The 16,816-nt window shown below is 70.2% G+C and carries 13 protein-coding genes and 2 pseudogenes; all 15 read left to right on the forward strand.

The genetic code is table 11. From position 1 onward, the window contains the following. Positions 1 to 193 precede the first annotated feature (193 nt). Entirely contained in the window at positions 194 to 1,432 is a 1,239-nt protein-coding gene (locus ACFW48_RS18270) for a cytochrome P450 (RefSeq protein WP_386315816.1), read from the forward strand. Positions 1,433 to 1,561: 129 nt separating this feature from the next. Continuing rightward, positions 1,562 to 2,587 carry a methyltransferase gene (locus ACFW48_RS18275; RefSeq protein ID WP_386315818.1) on the forward strand — a complete coding sequence of 342 codons (1,026 nt, stop codon included), beginning with the start codon at positions 1,562 to 1,564 and terminating at the stop codon, positions 2,585 to 2,587. An 87-nt stretch (positions 2,588 to 2,674) separates the two neighbouring features. After that, positions 2,675 to 4,390, forward strand: a complete 1,716-nt coding sequence (locus tag ACFW48_RS18280) for an NAD(P)/FAD-dependent oxidoreductase (protein WP_386315820.1) — start codon at positions 2,675 to 2,677, stop codon at positions 4,388 to 4,390. A gap of 44 nt (positions 4,391 to 4,434) precedes the next feature. Further along, complete coding sequence (locus ACFW48_RS18285; RefSeq protein WP_386315822.1) at positions 4,435 to 5,550, forward strand: hypothetical protein; 1,116 nt, start codon at positions 4,435 to 4,437, stop codon at positions 5,548 to 5,550. Further along, entirely contained in the window at positions 5,543 to 6,970 is a 1,428-nt protein-coding gene (locus tag ACFW48_RS18290) for an acyl-CoA reductase (protein ID WP_386315824.1), read from the forward strand. The genes ACFW48_RS18285 and ACFW48_RS18290 overlap by 8 nt, the downstream gene beginning before the upstream one ends. Positions 6,971 to 7,027: 57 nt before the next feature. Further along, positions 7,028 to 8,272 (forward strand): hypothetical protein, encoded by a 1,245-nt coding sequence (locus ACFW48_RS18295; RefSeq protein WP_386315826.1) that lies wholly within the window; start codon positions 7,028 to 7,030, stop codon positions 8,270 to 8,272. Next, complete coding sequence (locus tag ACFW48_RS18300; protein WP_386315828.1) at positions 8,269 to 9,576, forward strand: aconitase/3-isopropylmalate dehydratase large subunit family protein; 1,308 nt, start codon at positions 8,269 to 8,271, stop codon at positions 9,574 to 9,576. The genes ACFW48_RS18295 and ACFW48_RS18300 overlap by 4 nt, the downstream gene beginning before the upstream one ends. Next, positions 9,573 to 10,079, forward strand: coding sequence for a hypothetical protein (locus tag ACFW48_RS18305; protein WP_386315829.1), 507 nt, complete (start codon positions 9,573 to 9,575; stop codon positions 10,077 to 10,079). Before ACFW48_RS18300 ends, ACFW48_RS18305 begins: the two co-directional genes overlap by 4 nt. After that, positions 10,076 to 11,086 carry a PotD/PotF family extracellular solute-binding protein gene (locus tag ACFW48_RS18310; protein ID WP_386315831.1) on the forward strand — a complete coding sequence of 337 codons (1,011 nt, stop codon included), beginning with the start codon at positions 10,076 to 10,078 and terminating at the stop codon, positions 11,084 to 11,086. The genes ACFW48_RS18305 and ACFW48_RS18310 overlap by 4 nt, the downstream gene beginning before the upstream one ends. A gap of 59 nt (positions 11,087 to 11,145) precedes the next feature. Continuing rightward, positions 11,146 to 12,444, forward strand: coding sequence for a cytochrome P450 (locus ACFW48_RS18315; protein ID WP_386315833.1), 1,299 nt, complete (start codon positions 11,146 to 11,148; stop codon positions 12,442 to 12,444). A 76-nt stretch (positions 12,445 to 12,520) separates the two neighbouring features. Then, positions 12,521 to 13,570: pseudogene (locus tag ACFW48_RS18320) on the forward strand (histidinol-phosphate transaminase). Next, positions 13,567 to 13,920 (forward strand): hypothetical protein, encoded by a 354-nt coding sequence (locus ACFW48_RS18325; RefSeq protein ID WP_386316299.1) that lies wholly within the window; start codon positions 13,567 to 13,569, stop codon positions 13,918 to 13,920. Before ACFW48_RS18320 ends, ACFW48_RS18325 begins: the two are co-directional and overlap by 4 nt. Before the next feature lie 40 nt (positions 13,921 to 13,960). After that, positions 13,961 to 14,491: a cation:proton antiporter gene (locus ACFW48_RS18330; protein ID WP_386316301.1), complete on the forward strand. Its 531-nt coding sequence runs from the start codon at positions 13,961 to 13,963 to the stop codon at positions 14,489 to 14,491. Between the two features lie 2 nt (positions 14,492 to 14,493). Continuing rightward, positions 14,494 to 15,146: pseudogene (locus ACFW48_RS18335) on the forward strand (IS5 family transposase); the annotation flags it as partial. Positions 15,147 to 15,226: 80 nt separating this feature from the next. Then, positions 15,227 to 16,267, forward strand: a complete 1,041-nt coding sequence (locus tag ACFW48_RS18340) for an amidohydrolase family protein (RefSeq protein ID WP_386316303.1) — start codon at positions 15,227 to 15,229, stop codon at positions 16,265 to 16,267. The last annotated feature ends 549 nt before the right edge of the window (positions 16,268 to 16,816 follow it).

Genomic DNA, 16,816 nt, shown 5'->3' on the forward strand with positions numbered 1-16,816 from the left:
ACGCCATACCGCGGGCATCAGTGGGCTCTATGGAGAAGTCAACCCGCGAGGGTCACGCCGACCGCGGCGCACAGTCACTGTCCTGTGACACGGAACCATGAGCGTGTGCCATCGAAGCATGAACGCGTGGCGCGGGATGACCCTGCAAGTTTTCAGGTTCCCCTGTAGAACACGATCAGGCAGCCTGATGCCCATGTTAGACACGTACCCCCCATCTCCCGATCTCCTCTCCGCCGAATTCGAACGCTGCCCCTATCCGGCGTACGAGACGTTTCGCAGACACTTTCCGCTCTTCCACGACGAGCGCCTCAATGCCTGGATCATCAGCAGGTACGACGACGTCGCACGTGCTTTCCGGGACGCCGACAATTTCTCCAGCCGGAGCTGGAACGACCAGTTGCGGCCCCTCGTGCAGCAGAGCCTCATGGCGATGGACGGAGAGGAACACACACGTCATCGCCGCCTCATCTCCCCCGCGTTCCACCGGAAGCAGCTGACCGACCGCATCGGCGACTACATAGCGGACTCCGCGCGACAACTCGTGCACTCCTTCGCGGCCGACGGCACGGTCGACTTCGCCGAGCGCTTCGCCCGTCGGCTCCCCGTCAAGGTGATCATGCGCCTGCTGGGGGTCTCTGACGACCACGACGACTTCCGCCGCTGGTACCGCGCGATCGTGGACTACAGCGGCAACTTCGGCCAGGACCCGGATGTCGCACGGGCCGGCCTCCGGGCGGGCGAGGAACTGTGGGAGTTCCTGGGCCAGCAGATCCGGCGGCGCCGCGCGGACCCTGGCGACGACCTCATCTCCCTGCTATGCACAAGCGAGGTCGACGGGGCCAGCATGGACGACGAGATGATCAAGAGCTTCGGGCTCGTCCTGCTGGCGGCCGGCGGCGAGACGACGGAGAAGACACTCAGCCTGTCCGTCTGCCATCTGCTGCAGAGCGGCACCGTCGGACAGGCGGCACTGGCCGACGATCCGACCCTGCTGGACCGGGCCCTCGCGGAGACACTGAGACTATCTCCCCCGGTCCGGGTCATCACCCGCGTGGCGCGCAAGGCGGTCACGCTGTCCGGTGGCACCGTGCCCGCGGGGGCCCTGCTCTTCCTGCTGGTCGGGGCGGCGAACCGGGACCCCGCCCGGTTCCGCGCGCCGGACACCTTCGACCCCTTCCGTGCGGACGCCGAGGTGGACCGGGCGTTCGCGGGTGCGGCCCAGCACCTCGCGTTCGGCTCCGGACGGCACTTCTGCGTCGGCGCCGCCCTCGCCCACATGGAGATCACGACCGCGCTCCGGGTCCTGTTCCAGACCCTTCCCGATCTCCGTCTCTCCCCCGGATTCGTACCCCAGGAGGCGGGCTTCGTGACCCGCGGTCTGCAAGAGGTCCTGCTCGACTTCACCCCTGTCTCGGCTCATACCACCGCCTGAGCGAGCCGGCCGGACCGGGCGACGAGCACCGCACCGCCCGAGAGCCCCGCCGACGCCCACTTCGCGAACTGTCCACGAACACCCACGGGACGTCCACGAGACGCCCGCGAGACAAGGAGCAGCCCACCCATGCCCGAAACTCCCCCTTCACCGGCACCGCTGTTCCAACTCGCCACCAGTTTCTGGGCATTCAAGACACTGGCTGGCGCGTACGAACTGGAGCTGTTCGCCCGCCTCGCCGGGACGTCCGGCCTGACCTTCCAGGAGTTCGCCAAGGACGTGGAGATCGACGAGCGGCCGGCGCGCATGCTGCTGACCGGCTGCGCGTCACTCGGTCTGCTGGAGAAGGCCGGGGACCGGTATCGGAACAGCCCGCTCGCCGACGAGTACCTGGTACCTGGGAAGCCCCACCATTTCGGCGGTCTCCTCACCATGCTCGACCAGCGTCTCTACCCAGCCTGGGGACGGCTCACCGAGGCTGTGCGCGCCAACCGGCCCGTGAGCTGGGACACCGAGCACGAGAAGTCCTTGTTCGAGAGCCAGGATCCGGCGGTGACCGCCACGTTCTGGGAGGCCATGCACACCCTGTCCACCTTCGCCGGCGAGGCACTGGCCGACGCCGTCGGACTCGACGGCGCCGCGAGCCTGCTGGACGTGGGCGGCGGCTCCGGCGCGCTGGCCATCGCTCTGTGCCGGGCCCGCCCCGGTCTGCGGGCGACCGTCTACGACCTGCCCTTCGTCACCCAGATCGCCGCGCGACGCGTCGAGGAGGCGGGCCTCGGCGGGCGGATCTCCACCGTCGACGGAAACTTCTTCGAGGACGCGTCGCTCCCCGGGGGCCATGACACACACGTCCTCTGCAACATCCTGCACGACTGGCGGGAGTCCGACGCCCAACTGCTGCTGGGCAAGTCCTTCGACGCTCTCGCACCGGGCGGCCTGGTGATTATCGCCGGTTTCCTCGTCAACGAGGAGCAGACGGGCCCCACCCCGGCGGCGCTGATGAGTCTCACGCAGCTCATCGAGACCGAGGGCCGCGCCTACACGGCGTCCGAGTACACCGACTGGCTCACCGCGGCCGGGTTCGTCGAGCCGTACACGGTCGCGCTGGAGTCGATCGGCGCGAACGGCGCGGTCGTCGCACGCAAACCGTGAACCGGACGGCACACGCCGCCGCCCTCCGCCCCCTCCTCCCTTCCGCCGGGCACTTCTTCCGGCCCCCATCGAAAGGTCGCAGGTCACGTGACCAACACATCAGCTCCCGAACCCCTCGCCGGCGCTGACCGGACCACCGACGTGCTGGTCCTCGGCGGCGGCCTGGCCGGACTCACCTGCGCGCTCCAGATCCTCCAGGCCCGTCCGGGCACCGGCGTCCTCGTCGTGGAACGCGAGACCTTCCCCCTCCCCGAAGCCGCCCACAAGGTGGGGGAGTCGACCGTGGAGGGCTCGGCCCACTACTTCGAGACCGTACTCGGCCTCAAGGACCACCTCAAGACCGGTCAGCTCCGCAAGGAGGGACTGCGGTTCTTCGGCCCTCACGCGGACAACGAGGACATCGTGCCCCGCCTGGAGGTCGGCATCTCCCGGCAGTTGCCCACCTGGACCTACCAGCTCGACCGCGGCCGCTTCGAGAACGACCTCGCAGGCCGCGTACGCGACGCGGGCGGCATCCTGCTGGAAGGCACCCATGCCGAAACGGTCGACCTCGGCCCGGACGGTCACCGTGCCGTGCTGCGCGGCGCCCGGCAGGGCACCGTCCACACGCGCTGGGTCGTCGACGCCACCGGCCGGCGCGGCCTGCTCAAACAGAAGCTGGGGCTGCGGGAGAACGTCGACCACGACGTCAACGCCGTGTGGTTCCGCATCGCCAAGCGGATCGATCTCGAACGGTTCGACGGAGCCGTCACCGACCCCGCCGATCCGCAGGCCAGGAAGACCTGGCTGGACCGGGTGGCGAGCAATCGCTGGCAGAGCACCAACCACCTGATGGGTCCCGGCTACTGGACGTGGCTGATCCCCCTCTCCTCCGGCTCCACCAGCGTGGGCATCGTGGCCGACGAACGCTTCGTCCCCTTCGACTCCATCAACAGGTTCGAGCGGGCCCTCGCCTGGTTGCACGAGCACGAGCCGGAGGTGGCTCGGGACATCGCCGGATCACGCGAACTGCTCCAGGACTTCAAGGTACTGCGCCACTTCATGCACGGCTGCAAGCAGGTCTTCTCCGCGGAACGCTGGTGCCTCACGGGTGAGGCGGGCGTCTTCCTCGACCCCCTCTACTCGCCGGGCAGCGACTTCATCGCCATCGCCAACTCCTACATCACGGACCTGGTCGTCCGGGACCTGGCCGGGCAGGACGTTGGGAAGCGCGCCGAGGGCTACGACCAGGCCTTCCTCGGCACCTTCAAGGGCGCCCTGGCCACCTGGCAGCAGCAGTACGCGCTGATGGGCAACCCGCAGGTGTGGGCGTCGAAGGTCGTCTGGGACACCTTGGCGTACTTCGCCGTGAACAGCCTGCTGTACACCAGTGGGGCCTTTCTCGATCTGGAGTTCATGCAGTCCCTCGGAGCGCCCTGGCAGCGTTACCAACAGGTGGCCCAGCGTGTCCAGTCATTCCTGCGGGAGTGGGACGCGGTGGACGACGGCGCCGTGGAACCCATGTCGTACGTCGACCTGGCCGCACCGCTGTACTACCGGTACAACGTCGAGATCGTCGTCCCCGACGACCCTCCGGCGCTGCGCGAACGGTTCCACGCGAACTTCCGCACCCTGGAGCAGGTGGCCGTCGAGCTGATGCGCGGAGCGGCGCTGCGGGCGGGCGTCGACCTGTCCCCGGCGGACATCGACCCCCTCACCTTCGATCTCGCGTCCGTGCTGCGGACCGTCCCGGAGGACGTGCGCACGAGCAGGCGCTCGACGCGGCTGGTCGGGGTCGAACTGGCCGAGGACGCCGGCGCGTGACACCGACGCTCCGCACGGAGTCAGGAGAAGGGGGAGACCCGCTCGTGCACGCTGCAACCACGCCCATCGCTTACCACGACCCGTTCGTCGACGAGCTGTACGAGGACATCGGGCGGCTCGTCGACGGGGAGGCCCCGGCGGCGGAGCACCTGGAAACCCGCCTCCGGGAACTGGCCCGCCGGAACTCCGAGGCGACCGCCGCCTACTGGGACCTCCACGAGGACGGTCTGGGCATCCCGGACAGCGCCTACAAGGCGAACGCCCCCTACCTCTTCCCCGACCGCCCTCCGGTGCGGGTCTTCCGCACCAGCAACACCACGGACGCCGGGACGGGCCAGGTCGCGTACAGCGAGCGCGGCATGGCGCTGATGGACAGGTCCATCCTGGCCGGCGCGGGCCGCCACGTCATGCGGGGGCTGGACCGGCCGGCCGTGGTCCGGCTGGTCCCCTCCGAGCGGGCCGCTCCCACCATGATCATGGCCTACGGAATGGAGCTGATCGCCCACCGCTTCGGCGACCCCCGACTCAGCGGCTGCGTCCTGGGGAACTCCGGCGTCGACCGTGCCGCGCTGCACCGTCTGCTCGACGGCGCGGTGGCGGAGGAGCGCCCCGTGGTCCTCATCGGCGGCACGTCGGTCTTCGTCAACCTCTGCCGGTCGCTGACGAAGGACGGGAGGTCCTGGGAACTGCCCGCCGGTTCACGTCTGGTGGACGCGGGCGGGCACAAGCGGAACCGGCAGGTGACCGTCGAGGAGATCCGCACGCTGGCGGCCGAGGTGTTCGGCATCGAGCCACGAGCCCACCGCAACCTGTTCGGCATGACCGAACTGGCCAGCCAGCTCTATGACGGTGAGGACACCGCGGCCGGTCCTTCGGGCGAACGGCCCAAGAGGTCGGAGCCGTTCGTCCGGGCGCAGGTGCGCGCCCCCGACGACCTGACGCTGCTCGACAACGGCGTCGGCCTCCTCGAAGTCGTCGACCTGTGCGTGCTCGACCGCCCCTGTGCCGTGCTCACCGGTGACTGGGGCCTGGCGGGCCCGGCCGGGACGGCCGTCGTCGGCCGCATCGCCCAGGGCCTCCCTCGGGGCTGCTCGCTCGCCCTCGACCAGGTCACCACCGGACCCCTGTCCCCCACCGACCGGAGGAGGAGCCGTGCCTGAGTTCCGCTGTGTCTCCTGGCTCCCGTCGTGGCTCGATAGGGGCACCCTGGAGCGTTCCGCCGTCGCCGCCGACGACGACGCTCCGGTCCGGTACTACGGCCTGCGGCCGGCCGCGGGAGAGTGGCAGTCTCTGGGGGACGGACTGCGCTCGGCGCACGAGGCCCTGCGCGCGCTGCCGGTCGCCCGGATCGTCGATGCGCTGGACGCGACGTGTACCCGGTGGGCCGACCGTGACTTCCCCGACCGGGTGCGGGCCCGGCAGGACATCGCCGCCGCCACCGGCTTCTCGGCGGAGGCGGTCGACCGCAGCCTCGACGTCGAACTCGGCAACTACCGCGCCGGGACGCTGCACAGCGTCCTGCGCCGCGAACTCGGTGACCCCGGCGTCCTGGACGGCTTCCGCGAGGACGCCGAACTCGACGGCCACACGCTCGCCGTCGGACCCCGGGTGACCATGGCGGTGTGCAGCGGCAACGTCCCCGGACTGCCCGCGCTGTCGCTGGTGCGCGCGCTCCTCGTCAAGTCCGCGGTGCTCCTCAAGGTGGCCAGCGGCGAGCCCTCGTTCGCGGCGCACTTCACGCGCTCCCTCGCGGAGGTGGAGCCGGTACTGGCCGACGCCGTTGTCGTCACCTACTGGAACAGCGATGACCATGACGCGCTGCGGGACGTCGTGGCGCAGGCGGACGCGGTGATCGCCTACGGCAGCGACGCGGCCTGCGCGGCCGTCCGCGCCCACGTACGTCCCGGTCAGCGCTACGTCGAGCACGGGCACAAGGTGTCGGTGGGCGTCCTCACCCGGACGTACGTCGACAAGGTCGGACTGCGGGAGGTGGCCCGACGGGTCGCCGAGGACGTGTCGGCCTTCAACCAGCACGCCTGCATCGCCCCTCAGGCGTACCTGGTGGAGGACGACGGGCCGGGCGCCCTCCGTTTCGCCGAGGCGCTCGCCGAGGCGATGGCCGAGTACGCGGCGGACTGCCCCCTCGGCACCCTCACGCCGGGGGACGCCGCGGCATTGCAGATGCGCCGCGCAAGCGTCGCCTGGTCCGCGGCGGACAGCCTGGCGGGCGGCTTCTGGCGCGCCCCCGGCCTCGACTGGACCGTCACCACGGCCCCTGACCTGCCCTCTGTCCAGGGCTCGGGCAACCGCATGGTCGGCGTGGTGCCGGTGGCGGGCTCCCGTGACGTCGTCCACGAACTGCGGACGATCGGCCCGCGGCTCCAGAACGTCGGCCTCGGCGCGATCGGCGAGGAGTTCCGGGGGCTGGCCGAGGAGCTGGGCCGCCTCGGCGCCTGCCGGATCAGCGAACCGGGCCGGATGGCGAGCCCCAGCGTCATCTGGCGCCACGACGGCATGCCGTGCCTGGCCCTGCTGCTGCGCTGGTGCGACATCGAGATGCACCAGGAAGCACGCCCCTGAGCCACGACAGTGACACCACAGATCACGTACACACAGGCAAGGGTGAGGGAACCCCACATGTCGGAAACAGAAGCAGAAGCACGCGCGTTGGGTCCGGATCTCCCGACCTCCGTGGAAGTCATCGACTGCACATTGCGCGACGGTGAACAGGCACCGGGTGTCTGGTTCACCACGCAGGAAAAACTGGACCTGGCCACCGCCCTGTCGGACGCGGGCGTCTCCGTCCTGGACGCCGGTTTCCCTGCCGCGTCCGGCAGCGAACTGGAGGCCCTCCAGGCCATGCACGGCCTCGGCCTGAGCGCGTCCGTCGCGGCGACGGCCCGCCCGCTCCCCCAGGACGTCGCCGCCGCGGCGAAGGCGCACGCGGACGAGGTGTTCCTGTTCATGCCGACCAGCGACCTGAGGCTGAAGGAGACCCTCGGCATCACCCGCGACCGGGCCACGGCGGTCTTCCGGGCGGGCGCCGAGGCCGCCGCGGCGCACGGCCTGGGCATCAACTTGGTCTTCGAGGACGCGACGCGCACCGACCCGCGTCAGCTCATCGACACGGCGGCCGAGCTGAGCCGGCACGTGCCCCTCCTGCGGCTGGTTCTCGCGGACACCGTCGGATGCGCCCACCCGGCGGCAATGCAGCGCCTGGTACACCGTCTCCGCGATGCCCTGGACCACGGGGTCAGGCTCTGCACGCACTGCCACAACGACTTCGGTCTTGCCACGGCCAACACCCTGGCGGCGGTCGCGGCCGGGGCGGAGGCGATCACCTGCACGGTCAACGGCATCGGCGAGCGGGCCGGCAACGCCGACCTCGCCGAGTGCGTGGCTGGCCTGACGCACCTCTACGGGGCCGGGCACGGCATCGATCCGCTGGCCCTCCCCACGCTGTCCGCCGCCGTGGAACGGGCGAGCGGCATCTTCACCAGCCCCATCAAGCCGGTGACCGGGTACAACGTCTTCCGGCACGAGTCGGGTGTGCACGTGGACGGCATGCTCAAGGACGCCCGCAGCTACGAGTTCCTGCCCCCTGCGTGGGTGGGCCGGCACAGTGAGTTCGTCCTCGGGAAGCACAGCGGCACGTCGCTGGTGCGCCACGTCCTCAGCTCCGCCGGCATCCACTGCGACGACGTCCTGCTGGCCAGAGCCCTGGCCGAGGTAAAGGCGGGCGTCGAGCGACGGGACAAGACCCCGCACCACCGGGCGCACGACGATGCCCTGGCGGCCCACCGCACCCTGCTGTCGGGGTTCGCCCCCGACACCCTGACCGAGCGCTACAGCGGACCGGTCGAGGGGCGGACGGAGCGTTGAGCCACCACGGACACACCGGGCGCACCGGCCGTACCCTCAGCGACAAGATCATCGACGCCCACACCTGCGACCCCGGTGGCACCGGCCTCTACCGTGAGATCCGCATCGACGCGCTGCTCGGCCACGACGCCACCATCGCGCTCCTGGTCGACGAGTTCGAGCGACGGGATCTGACGATCTGGGACCGCGACCGGGTGATCTTCACCAACGACCACTTCTCCCCGCCGGCGACGATCGAGCGTGCGGACATCTCCAACAAGTTCCTGCGCTTCGCGCGGGAGAGGAACGTCACCCACCTCATGCTCGACCGGGGCATCTGCCACCAGCTGCTCGTGGAAAGCCCGCTGTGCGCTCCCGGCAGCCTGATAGTCGGAGCCGACAGCCACACGGTCATGGCGGGCGGCGTCGGCGCGTGCGCCACCGGCATGGGCTCCACCGACATCCTCTACGCCCTGGCCACCGGCACCACCTGGATGCGGCGGCCCGCCACCGTGCGCGTCCGCTTCCACGGCGCGCTCGGCCCGCACTGCAACGGCCGGGACGTCATCCTCGAACTGCTGCGGCTGCTGGGCGAAAGCGGCGCGCAGTACCGTTCCCTGGAGTTTCACGACCTCGCGGACACCCCGATCTCCCAGGACGACCGCTTCGCCATCTCCAACATGGCGGTCGAGCTCGGCGCGAAGTTCGGCGTGTTCGTGCCCGACGACGTGACGGCCGCCTACTGCGCGGAACGCGACGGACGCCGTCCCGCCCTCGTCACACCGGACCCGGACGCCCGCTACGAACGCACCCTGGACATCGACCTGACCGCGCTGACCCCACGGATCGCCAAGCCGTGGTCGCCGGCGAACGTGGTACCGGTCGCGGAGGCCGACACCCGGCCTGTGTCCGTGGCCTTCCTGGGGTCCTGCTCCAGCGGCCGGCTCACCGACCTCCGCGACGCGGCCGAGGAGGTCGCCGGCAGGACCGTGCACCCCCAAGTCCGGTTCGTCGTCATCCCCGCCTCGGTCCAGGTGTTCCAGCAGGCGCTGGCGGCCGGCTACGTCACCACACTGACCGAGGCCGGGGCCGTCATCGACCATTCGAGCTGTGGTCCGTGCGGGGGCATCGACAAGGGCGTGCTGGGCGCGGACGACGTGTGCGTCTCCACGTCCAACCGCAACTTCCGCGGCCGCATGGGCCACTGGGCGAGCCGCACCTACCTGGCCAGCGCCCGGACCGTGGCCCGCGCGGCACTCGCCGGGCACATCGGCCCCGACCTGTACGCGCACGACCGGGACACGGCGGGGAGTTCCACCGCATGACAGTGATCAAGGGCCGGGCCTGGCTGTTCGGCGACGACCTCAACACCGACGTCATCCACCCACCTCAGTTCTTCAGCCTCGACGAGGAGAAGGTGAAACGGGGACTCTTCCACGGCCTCGACCCCGACATCCAGCCGAACCTGCGTCCCGGGGACGTGCTGATCGGCGGCCGCAACTTCGGCTGCGGAAGCAGCCGCGAGACCTCCGTACGGTCGCTGAAGCTGAACGGCATCGGCGCCATCGTCGCGATCGACTTCGCGAGGATCTTCTTCCGCAACTGCACGAACAACGGCATCCCCTGCCTCACCCTGGCCCAGCCGGAACACCGGGACCTGCTGCGCGCGGGCCGGACGGTGGAGATCGACCCCGCAGCGGCACGGCTGACCACCGACTCGGGAGAGCACGTCCCGCTCGATCCGCCGGGCGAGTTCGTCCAGCGCGTCTGGCAGGTGGGCGGCCTGCTCGCGCTGCTGCCCGACTCACGCACCGGAGGCAGGGCATGACCGCGCCGCCGCATCCCGGCTCCTCCGGCGACTCCCTGCGCGTTCACACCTGGGGCGGCCGCTGGGGACGCGCGCTGCGCAGCGCGGTCTCCCGGCCCTTCGAGGAGGCCACCGGCGTCCGGGTGGAGCACGAACCGCGCATAGGGCTCGCCCTGCCGCCGGCGCTGCTGTCCGCGCTCGACGCCGGGGCACGCCCGCCCGTCGACGTCATCTGGTCGAACTCGGTCCCCGCGCTGCACGCCGCCCGGGCCGGCCACTGCCACGCACTGGAACAGGCGCGGATGCCGGTCCTGGCGCACCTGCGCCGCCGGGCCCGCCCGGAGGGCGACGCGGCGGCGTACGTGGTGCACCCCTACGTCGTGTACTACGTGCTGGGCTACCACCGGGCGGCCTTCCCCGACGGGCCGCCCGGTTCCTGGGACGTCCTGCTCGACAAACGGCACCGCGGCAGGATCGCCCTTTACCCGCACGGCAACGGCCTGCACGCGATAGCGCAGACGATGCAGGGCGGCGGCGTCGAGGACATCCCCGCCGACATGGCGGCGTGCTGGACCTTCATGAGCCGCATCCGGCCGCAGATCGCCGAACTCGAGTACAGCATCGGCATGGAGGAGCGGCTGCGCACACGCGACCTCGACCTGTGCTTCCGCGCCCTGCCCAACGTCCTCGCTTTCCAGGACGAGCTGCCCGTCGGCTGGAGCGTGCCGGAGGAGGGAACCGCGGACACCGTCGACGCCCTGTGGGTCCCCCGCGGCGTGCCGGACGCGGTGCGCGACGTGGCGATGCTGTACATCGCGTTCGCGCTCCGGCCGGACGTCCAGCAGGACTGGTGCGAACAGCTCGGAGTGATGCCGGTGCACCCCGGGGCCCGGGTTCCCGCCGTGTTCGACCGCACCGGCCTCCCCGCCCACGCCGACGACTTCCGCGGAATCCTGCACGTCCCGGAGAGCGTCAAGGCCGCCCACCACGATGCGTGGGCGCGACGGTTCGCGGACATCTTCCGCTGACCGGGGGCACCAGTCGCCACAAAACCAGTCGTCACAAGAGAAGCGAGCGAGACAGCAAAATGTCAGAAACAAGCGACCGCTCCGCAAGTCCTGTTCCCACGCCCCTGACCGGGGGTTGCCCGTTCGGCCCGGACGGCAGCGGCTTCAACCCCTTCGCCACGCCGGGATTCGCCGATCTCCCCCAGCAGTTGGCGACGGCGCGGAACGAAGCACCCGTGTTCTACAGCGAACCGTTCGGCATGTGGATCGTCTCCCGGTACGACGACGTCTTGAGGATACTCAAGGACGCGGACCGCTTCTCCTCCTCCACCAGGCCGATGATCCTGTCCGCCTTCCCCGACGAGATCCGGGCCGAGCTGGCGGGAACGCACACCTTCGCCGCCCCCAACCTGGCCTTCGACGGGCAGCCCGCGCACGACCGGCTGCGCGGCCCGGTCGCGAAGTACTTCTCGGCCAAGGCCGCGCTTCGCCGTGAACCCCGCATCCGCGAGATCGCCACCCGCTGCTTCGAGGAGATGCCCGAGACACCGGAGGGCACCCCGTTCGACCTCGCCCAGTCGTTCGCCCGGCCCGTGGCCGGCAGGGTGATCATCGATCTGGCCGGCCTTCCCGTCGAGGACCACGACAGGATCATGCGCTACCACGAGGCCGTCAACGCCTTCTTCTTCGGGAAACCGCCGGTGGAGAAGCTGGCGGGCTACGCCGAGGACGTCCTCCAACTGGAGGCATATCTCGCCGACGTCATCGAGGCGTGCCGGCGGAAGCCTCGGGACGGTCTGATCAGCTACCTCCTGGACCTGATGGCCAAGGGTGAAGCCGACTACACGACCGGCGAACTGATCAGCCTGATCAGCTTCGACATCCTCGCGGCCGGCATCCGCCCCGCCGGGTTCGTGATCGTCAACCTCTGCCGTGAGCTGCTGCGGGAGCCACGGCACTGGGACGACCTCCGCGCCGACCCGGCGCTGTTCGACAACGCCTTCAGCGAATCGCTGCGCCGCTCCGGGATCGGGCTCGGCGTCTTCCGCACGGCCACCACGGATGTGGAGGTGGCGGGCGTCCTCATTCCTGAGGGGGCGGCGCTGTGGGCGATGGTGTCCTCGGCGAACTACGACGACAGCCGGTTCCCCGACCCCCTCGTCTTCGACCCCCGCCGTCCCAACCTCGCCGGCAGTCTGCACTTCGCCCAAGGACTGCACTACTGCCTCGGCTCCTACCTCGCCCGGACCGTCGCCCGGGTCGGCGTCGACCTGCTGATGCGACACCACCCCCGTCTGCGGCTCGTACCGGACCAGATGACCGAATACGAGCCCAGCATCAACCTCATGCTCCCCACCCGGCTCCTCGTGCAGCCCTGACCACACCCGAGCAGATCTTCACGAGGGGACCCCGGTGATGAGCACACGATTCGCAAGGCGCGGCGCCCTACGGGACATGACGGCCTACCGCAGCGCGGAGTCGTCGGCCACCGACGGGAGCTCGGCCTTCTCCTTCGACCTGTCCAGCAACGAACTGACCCTTCCGCCTCTTCCATCCGTGCTCTCCGCCATCGAGGAGGGCCTGCCCCAGCTGGCCCGCTACCCCGACCCGACGGCACGGGCCCTGACCGAGGAGATCGCCGGCCACTTACGCGTTTCCGTGGACGAGGTGGCCGTGGGACCTGGAAGCGCGGGCGTACTCCAGCAGCTCCTGCTCGCCCTGTGCAGCGAGGGCGACGAAGTCGTCTACGCGTAGCCGGGGTTCGACGCGTATCCGCTACTGGTCGCTGTCTCCGGCGCCACCGGCGTGCAGACCCCGCTGACCGCGTCCGGGGAACACGATCTCGGCGAGTTGCGCGCCCGGGTGAGCGACCGGACCAGGGTGGTGATCCTCTGTTCCCCGCACAACCCGACCGGGACGGTCATCGACCACGGCCGGCTGGACGGCTTCCTTCGGTCACTGCCGGAGGACGTGGTGGCGGTCCTTGACGAGGCGTACGTGGAGTTCGACCGGGGCGGCGACCCGCCGGGCCTGCCGGAGATCCTGCGCGAGCACGGCAACGTCGTCGTCCTCCGCACCTTCTCCAAGGCTTACGGGCTGGCCGGCCTGCGCGTCGGCTACGCGGCCGGCCCACACCGGATCGTGACCACCGTCTGCAAGACGGCGTTGCCCTTCGGAGTGACACGCCTCGCGGAGCGAGCCGCGATCCTGTCCCTGCGCGACGGAACCGAACTGCGCGAACGTCTGAGCGCGGTGACCTCGGCGCGGGAGGAACTGAGCGAGGATCTCAGGGAACTGGGACTCCCGGTCCTGCCCTCCCGGGCCAACTTCGTCTGGCTCCCGCTCACCACGTTTGCCGAACCCTTCGCCCAGGCCGCGGCCACCGCCGGGGTCAAGGTCAGAGCCTGCCCGGGACACGGCGTACGCGTCTCGGTCGGCGAACCCGAGGCCCACCGAGCCCTCTTGACGGCCCTCGCCCGAACCAACCTCACACACTGGTCCTGAAGGGCTGGCCCGCCCGCCAACCGCTTCGAACGGCCACCTCCACGCCGCTCAACGATGCGGCAGAGGCCTGCATGATCCAACAGGTGCTCGGTCATCACCCGGTCAGCTCCTCGGTCAAGGGCGTGACGGGCCACTCGCTCGGCGCGGCCGGTGCGGTGGAGGCAGCGATCACAGCGCTGTCACTGAAGCACCAGCTGGCCCCCGTGACCGCAGGGCTCACCCATCAGGACCCCGCCATCGACCTGGACATCGTGGCGGGCAAATCGCGAAAGGTGGTCATGGATGCCGTGCTCGGCAATTCCTTCGGTTTCGGCGGGCAGAACGCCGCTCTCGTACTCACCCGGGCGTAGGAGGCGACGATGACCATGAGCACGCTCGCCGCCACTCAGGATCCAAGCGTGCAGCTCGTGCTCGACGTCCTGCCGGCGCTGCTGGTCATCCTGGGTCCTTTCCTCACTCTGCGGGAAGCTGGCGATCGCGGTGGGGCAGCCTCGTGTTGTCGGAGAGATGGTCGCCGGTATCGCGCTGGGGCCGACTCTCCTCGGCCGGGTGTTTCCCGGAGCCCAGGAGTCACTGTTCGCGCCCGCTGTGAAGCCCGTGCTGTATGTGCTGAGCACGATCGGCCTCACACTCTTCATGTTCCTCGTCGGCCTAGGGCTCGACCACGAGAAGGCGCCACCCGGCTACCAGCGCACCGCTCTGATCCTGGCACTCTCGAGCATCGTGCCTGCCCTGCTCCTGGGCAGTGGAGTGGGACTGCTCTTCCACCAGGACTTGACCCGTACCGACATCAGCCCGGGAATGTTCGCACTGTTCCTCGGCGGCGCCCTGGCAGTCACCGCGTTTCCGATGCTCGCGCGGCTCCTGTACGACCACGGGCTGGAGCGCTCCCGCCTAGGCCGTTTCGTTCGGATCATCTGATCATTGGTCTGGGTGTGCCGCTCACTGACGCGCAGTGGGCGCGGATCGAGCCGTTTCTCCCTGACCGGACGCCGAAGCGGGGTGGTCGGTGGCAGGACCACCGCGAGGTGATCCATGCGATCGCCTGGAAGTTCCAGAGCGGGTCCCAGTGGGTCCATCTGCCCGAGCAGTACGGCAACTGGAGGGGTGTCTACAACCGGCTTCGCATGTGGGCCGTCGACGGCACCTGGGAGCGTGTGTTCACCCCGCTCGTGGCCCAGGCGGACGCCGACGAGGACCTGAACTGGGCTGTTTCGGTGGACTCCACGATCGCGCGTGCCCACCAGCACGCGGCCGGGGCCCGCAAGAAGGGGCCCGGGCCGGCGAGCCGCACGACCATGCCATCGGCCGGTCCCGTGGCGGACTGACCACGAAGATTCACCTCGCGGCAGACGCCCGATGCCGGCCTCTCGCTTTCGTTCTCACCGCCGGACAGTCCGGTGACGCACCCGCCTTCGCCCACGTGATGGCCCGCTTGCGCGTTCCCCGCCGCCGCGGACGGCCCCGCACCAGACCGGATGTGGTCCTGGCCGACAAGGCGTACTCCTCACGCGCCATCCGCGAGCACTTGCGCAAGCGCGGAATCCGGGCGGTGATCCCCGTTCCAGCGGACCAGCGCAGCCAGCCGCCGGCCATGAGCGCCCCGACGGCATGCCCGGACTTCCCGCCTGGAGCCCGGAGAGCGCGCTCGCCATGATGGACGCGAACGGCATCGCCGCCGCCGTGCTGCCCGTGTCCTCACCCGGGGTGCACTTCGGCGATCGCCGGCTCGTCGCGGACGCCGCGGCCCGGGACCTCGCCCGGCACGTCAACGACTCCGGCGCCGCCCTGGTCGCCGCCCGTCCCGACCGCTTCGGCCTGTCCGCTTCGCTGCCGCTGCCCGACGTCGAGGGCGCGCTGGAAGAACTGGCCCGCGCCTACGACGAACTCCGCACCGGCGCCGTCGCGTTGAAGACCCACTACCACGGCCGCTACCTGTCCGACCCGGCCTTCGCGCCCGGCCTTGCCGAGCTCGACGCGCGGGACGCCGTGATCACCCTGCACCCGAGCTCGCCGCCGGGCTGGCAGCACACGACACCCGGCCGGCCCCGCCCCATGATCGAGTTCCCCCCCCTTCGACACCACCCGCTGCGTCGTCGACCTCATCTTGAGCGGGACACTCCAACGCCGCCCCCGTATCCGCTGGGTCATTCCGCATGCCGGAGCCGTCCTGCCCGCACTCGCACACCGGGTCGCCTTCGTCTGCGACCTGACCGGCGAGGGCGCCGACGTACCCGCCGCCCTCGGCAACCTCCACTACGACCTCGCCGGCACACCCCGTTCCTGTCGCACTCAAAGGCCTGCTCGAACTGGCCACCCCCGACAGGCTCCTCTACGGCAGCGACTTCCCGATCACCCCGGCGGACGCCGCCACCTTGGCCACCGAATTGCGCCAGTGCGCGAACCTGCGTAACGCCCGACTGGACATCGCCCCCAACGCACCCGCCGCGCGCCTGTTCCCTCGACTCGCCGGAACACAGGGACCATCGAGCTCCCGGGACACATCGATCGCCTGACCTTCGTCCACAAGCCGGGGACCCTGCTGAGCCCGGTAGCGATCGACGGATTCAGCACCGCGTGCCCACCTGGCACATCGAGTTGAACCTACATACTCCGGCCGGGCCCCGACCAAGGTCGACCTGGACCTGGCGGCGGCTGCCACCGCACCGACTACGACGTCGGTGTGACGGTCCTTGAACGGGAAGTCGGCAGCTCATGGGAATGATGGCGGATCTGCATGACGGGGACCACTGGCCGGCCAGAAGGACGATCGGCCGGGGGCCGCCGTGGATGCGGGAGTTGGCGTCCGCAGTGCAGGAGTCGGCCGAGCACACGAAGCTCTGGTGGGCGACGGCCACAGGCCTCGCCGCGTGTGGCGGACGGCGCGGCCGCACGGCTGCCGTCGCGGGGGGTGGCTGCCATGGCGACGGCCCAGGTGCTGTCCAACGCGGTCGTCAAGAATTTGAACCACCGGCGCCGCCCACCCGAGGAACGGGTGCCGTGCCGTCAAAAGAACTGCGGGAGCACCCGGACAGTTCTTCCTTCCCGTCCGGGCACACCGCCGCGGCGTCTCGCTTTCGCGGGCGCCGTCGTGCCGGTGTGGCCGACGGCAGGGACCGTCTGCGGAGCGGCGGCGGTCATGGTCGCCGCCGAGCGCGTACACAGCGGTGCCCACTACCCCTCCAACGTGACCGCGGGAGGAGTGATCGGGCTGGCCGCGGCAGCTCTCGTACTCGGTGCACCGCG

This window comes from Streptomyces sp. NPDC058812, from assembly GCF_042744565.1.
Classification (GTDB): Bacteria; Actinomycetota; Actinomycetes; order Streptomycetales; family Streptomycetaceae; genus Streptomyces; species Streptomyces thinghirensis.

What these genes read in the sequence shown, in the direction of transcription:
- ACFW48_RS18270 (WP_386315816.1), top strand. Translation starts at nt 194, where the DNA reads ATGTTAGACACGTACCCCCCATCTCCCGATCTCCTCTCCGCCGAATTC.
- ACFW48_RS18310 (WP_386315831.1), top strand. Translation starts at nt 10,076, where the DNA reads ATGACCGCGCCGCCGCATCCCGGCTCCTCCGGCGACTCCCTGCGCGTT.
- ACFW48_RS18305 (WP_386315829.1), top strand. Translation starts at nt 9,573, where the DNA reads ATGACAGTGATCAAGGGCCGGGCCTGGCTGTTCGGCGACGACCTCAAC.
- ACFW48_RS18340 (WP_386316303.1), top strand. Translation starts at nt 15,227, where the DNA reads ATGGACGCGAACGGCATCGCCGCCGCCGTGCTGCCCGTGTCCTCACCC.
- ACFW48_RS18295 (WP_386315826.1), top strand. Translation starts at nt 7,028, where the DNA reads ATGTCGGAAACAGAAGCAGAAGCACGCGCGTTGGGTCCGGATCTCCCG.
- ACFW48_RS18275 (WP_386315818.1), top strand. Translation starts at nt 1,562, where the DNA reads ATGCCCGAAACTCCCCCTTCACCGGCACCGCTGTTCCAACTCGCCACC.
- ACFW48_RS18315 (WP_386315833.1), top strand. Translation starts at nt 11,146, where the DNA reads ATGTCAGAAACAAGCGACCGCTCCGCAAGTCCTGTTCCCACGCCCCTG.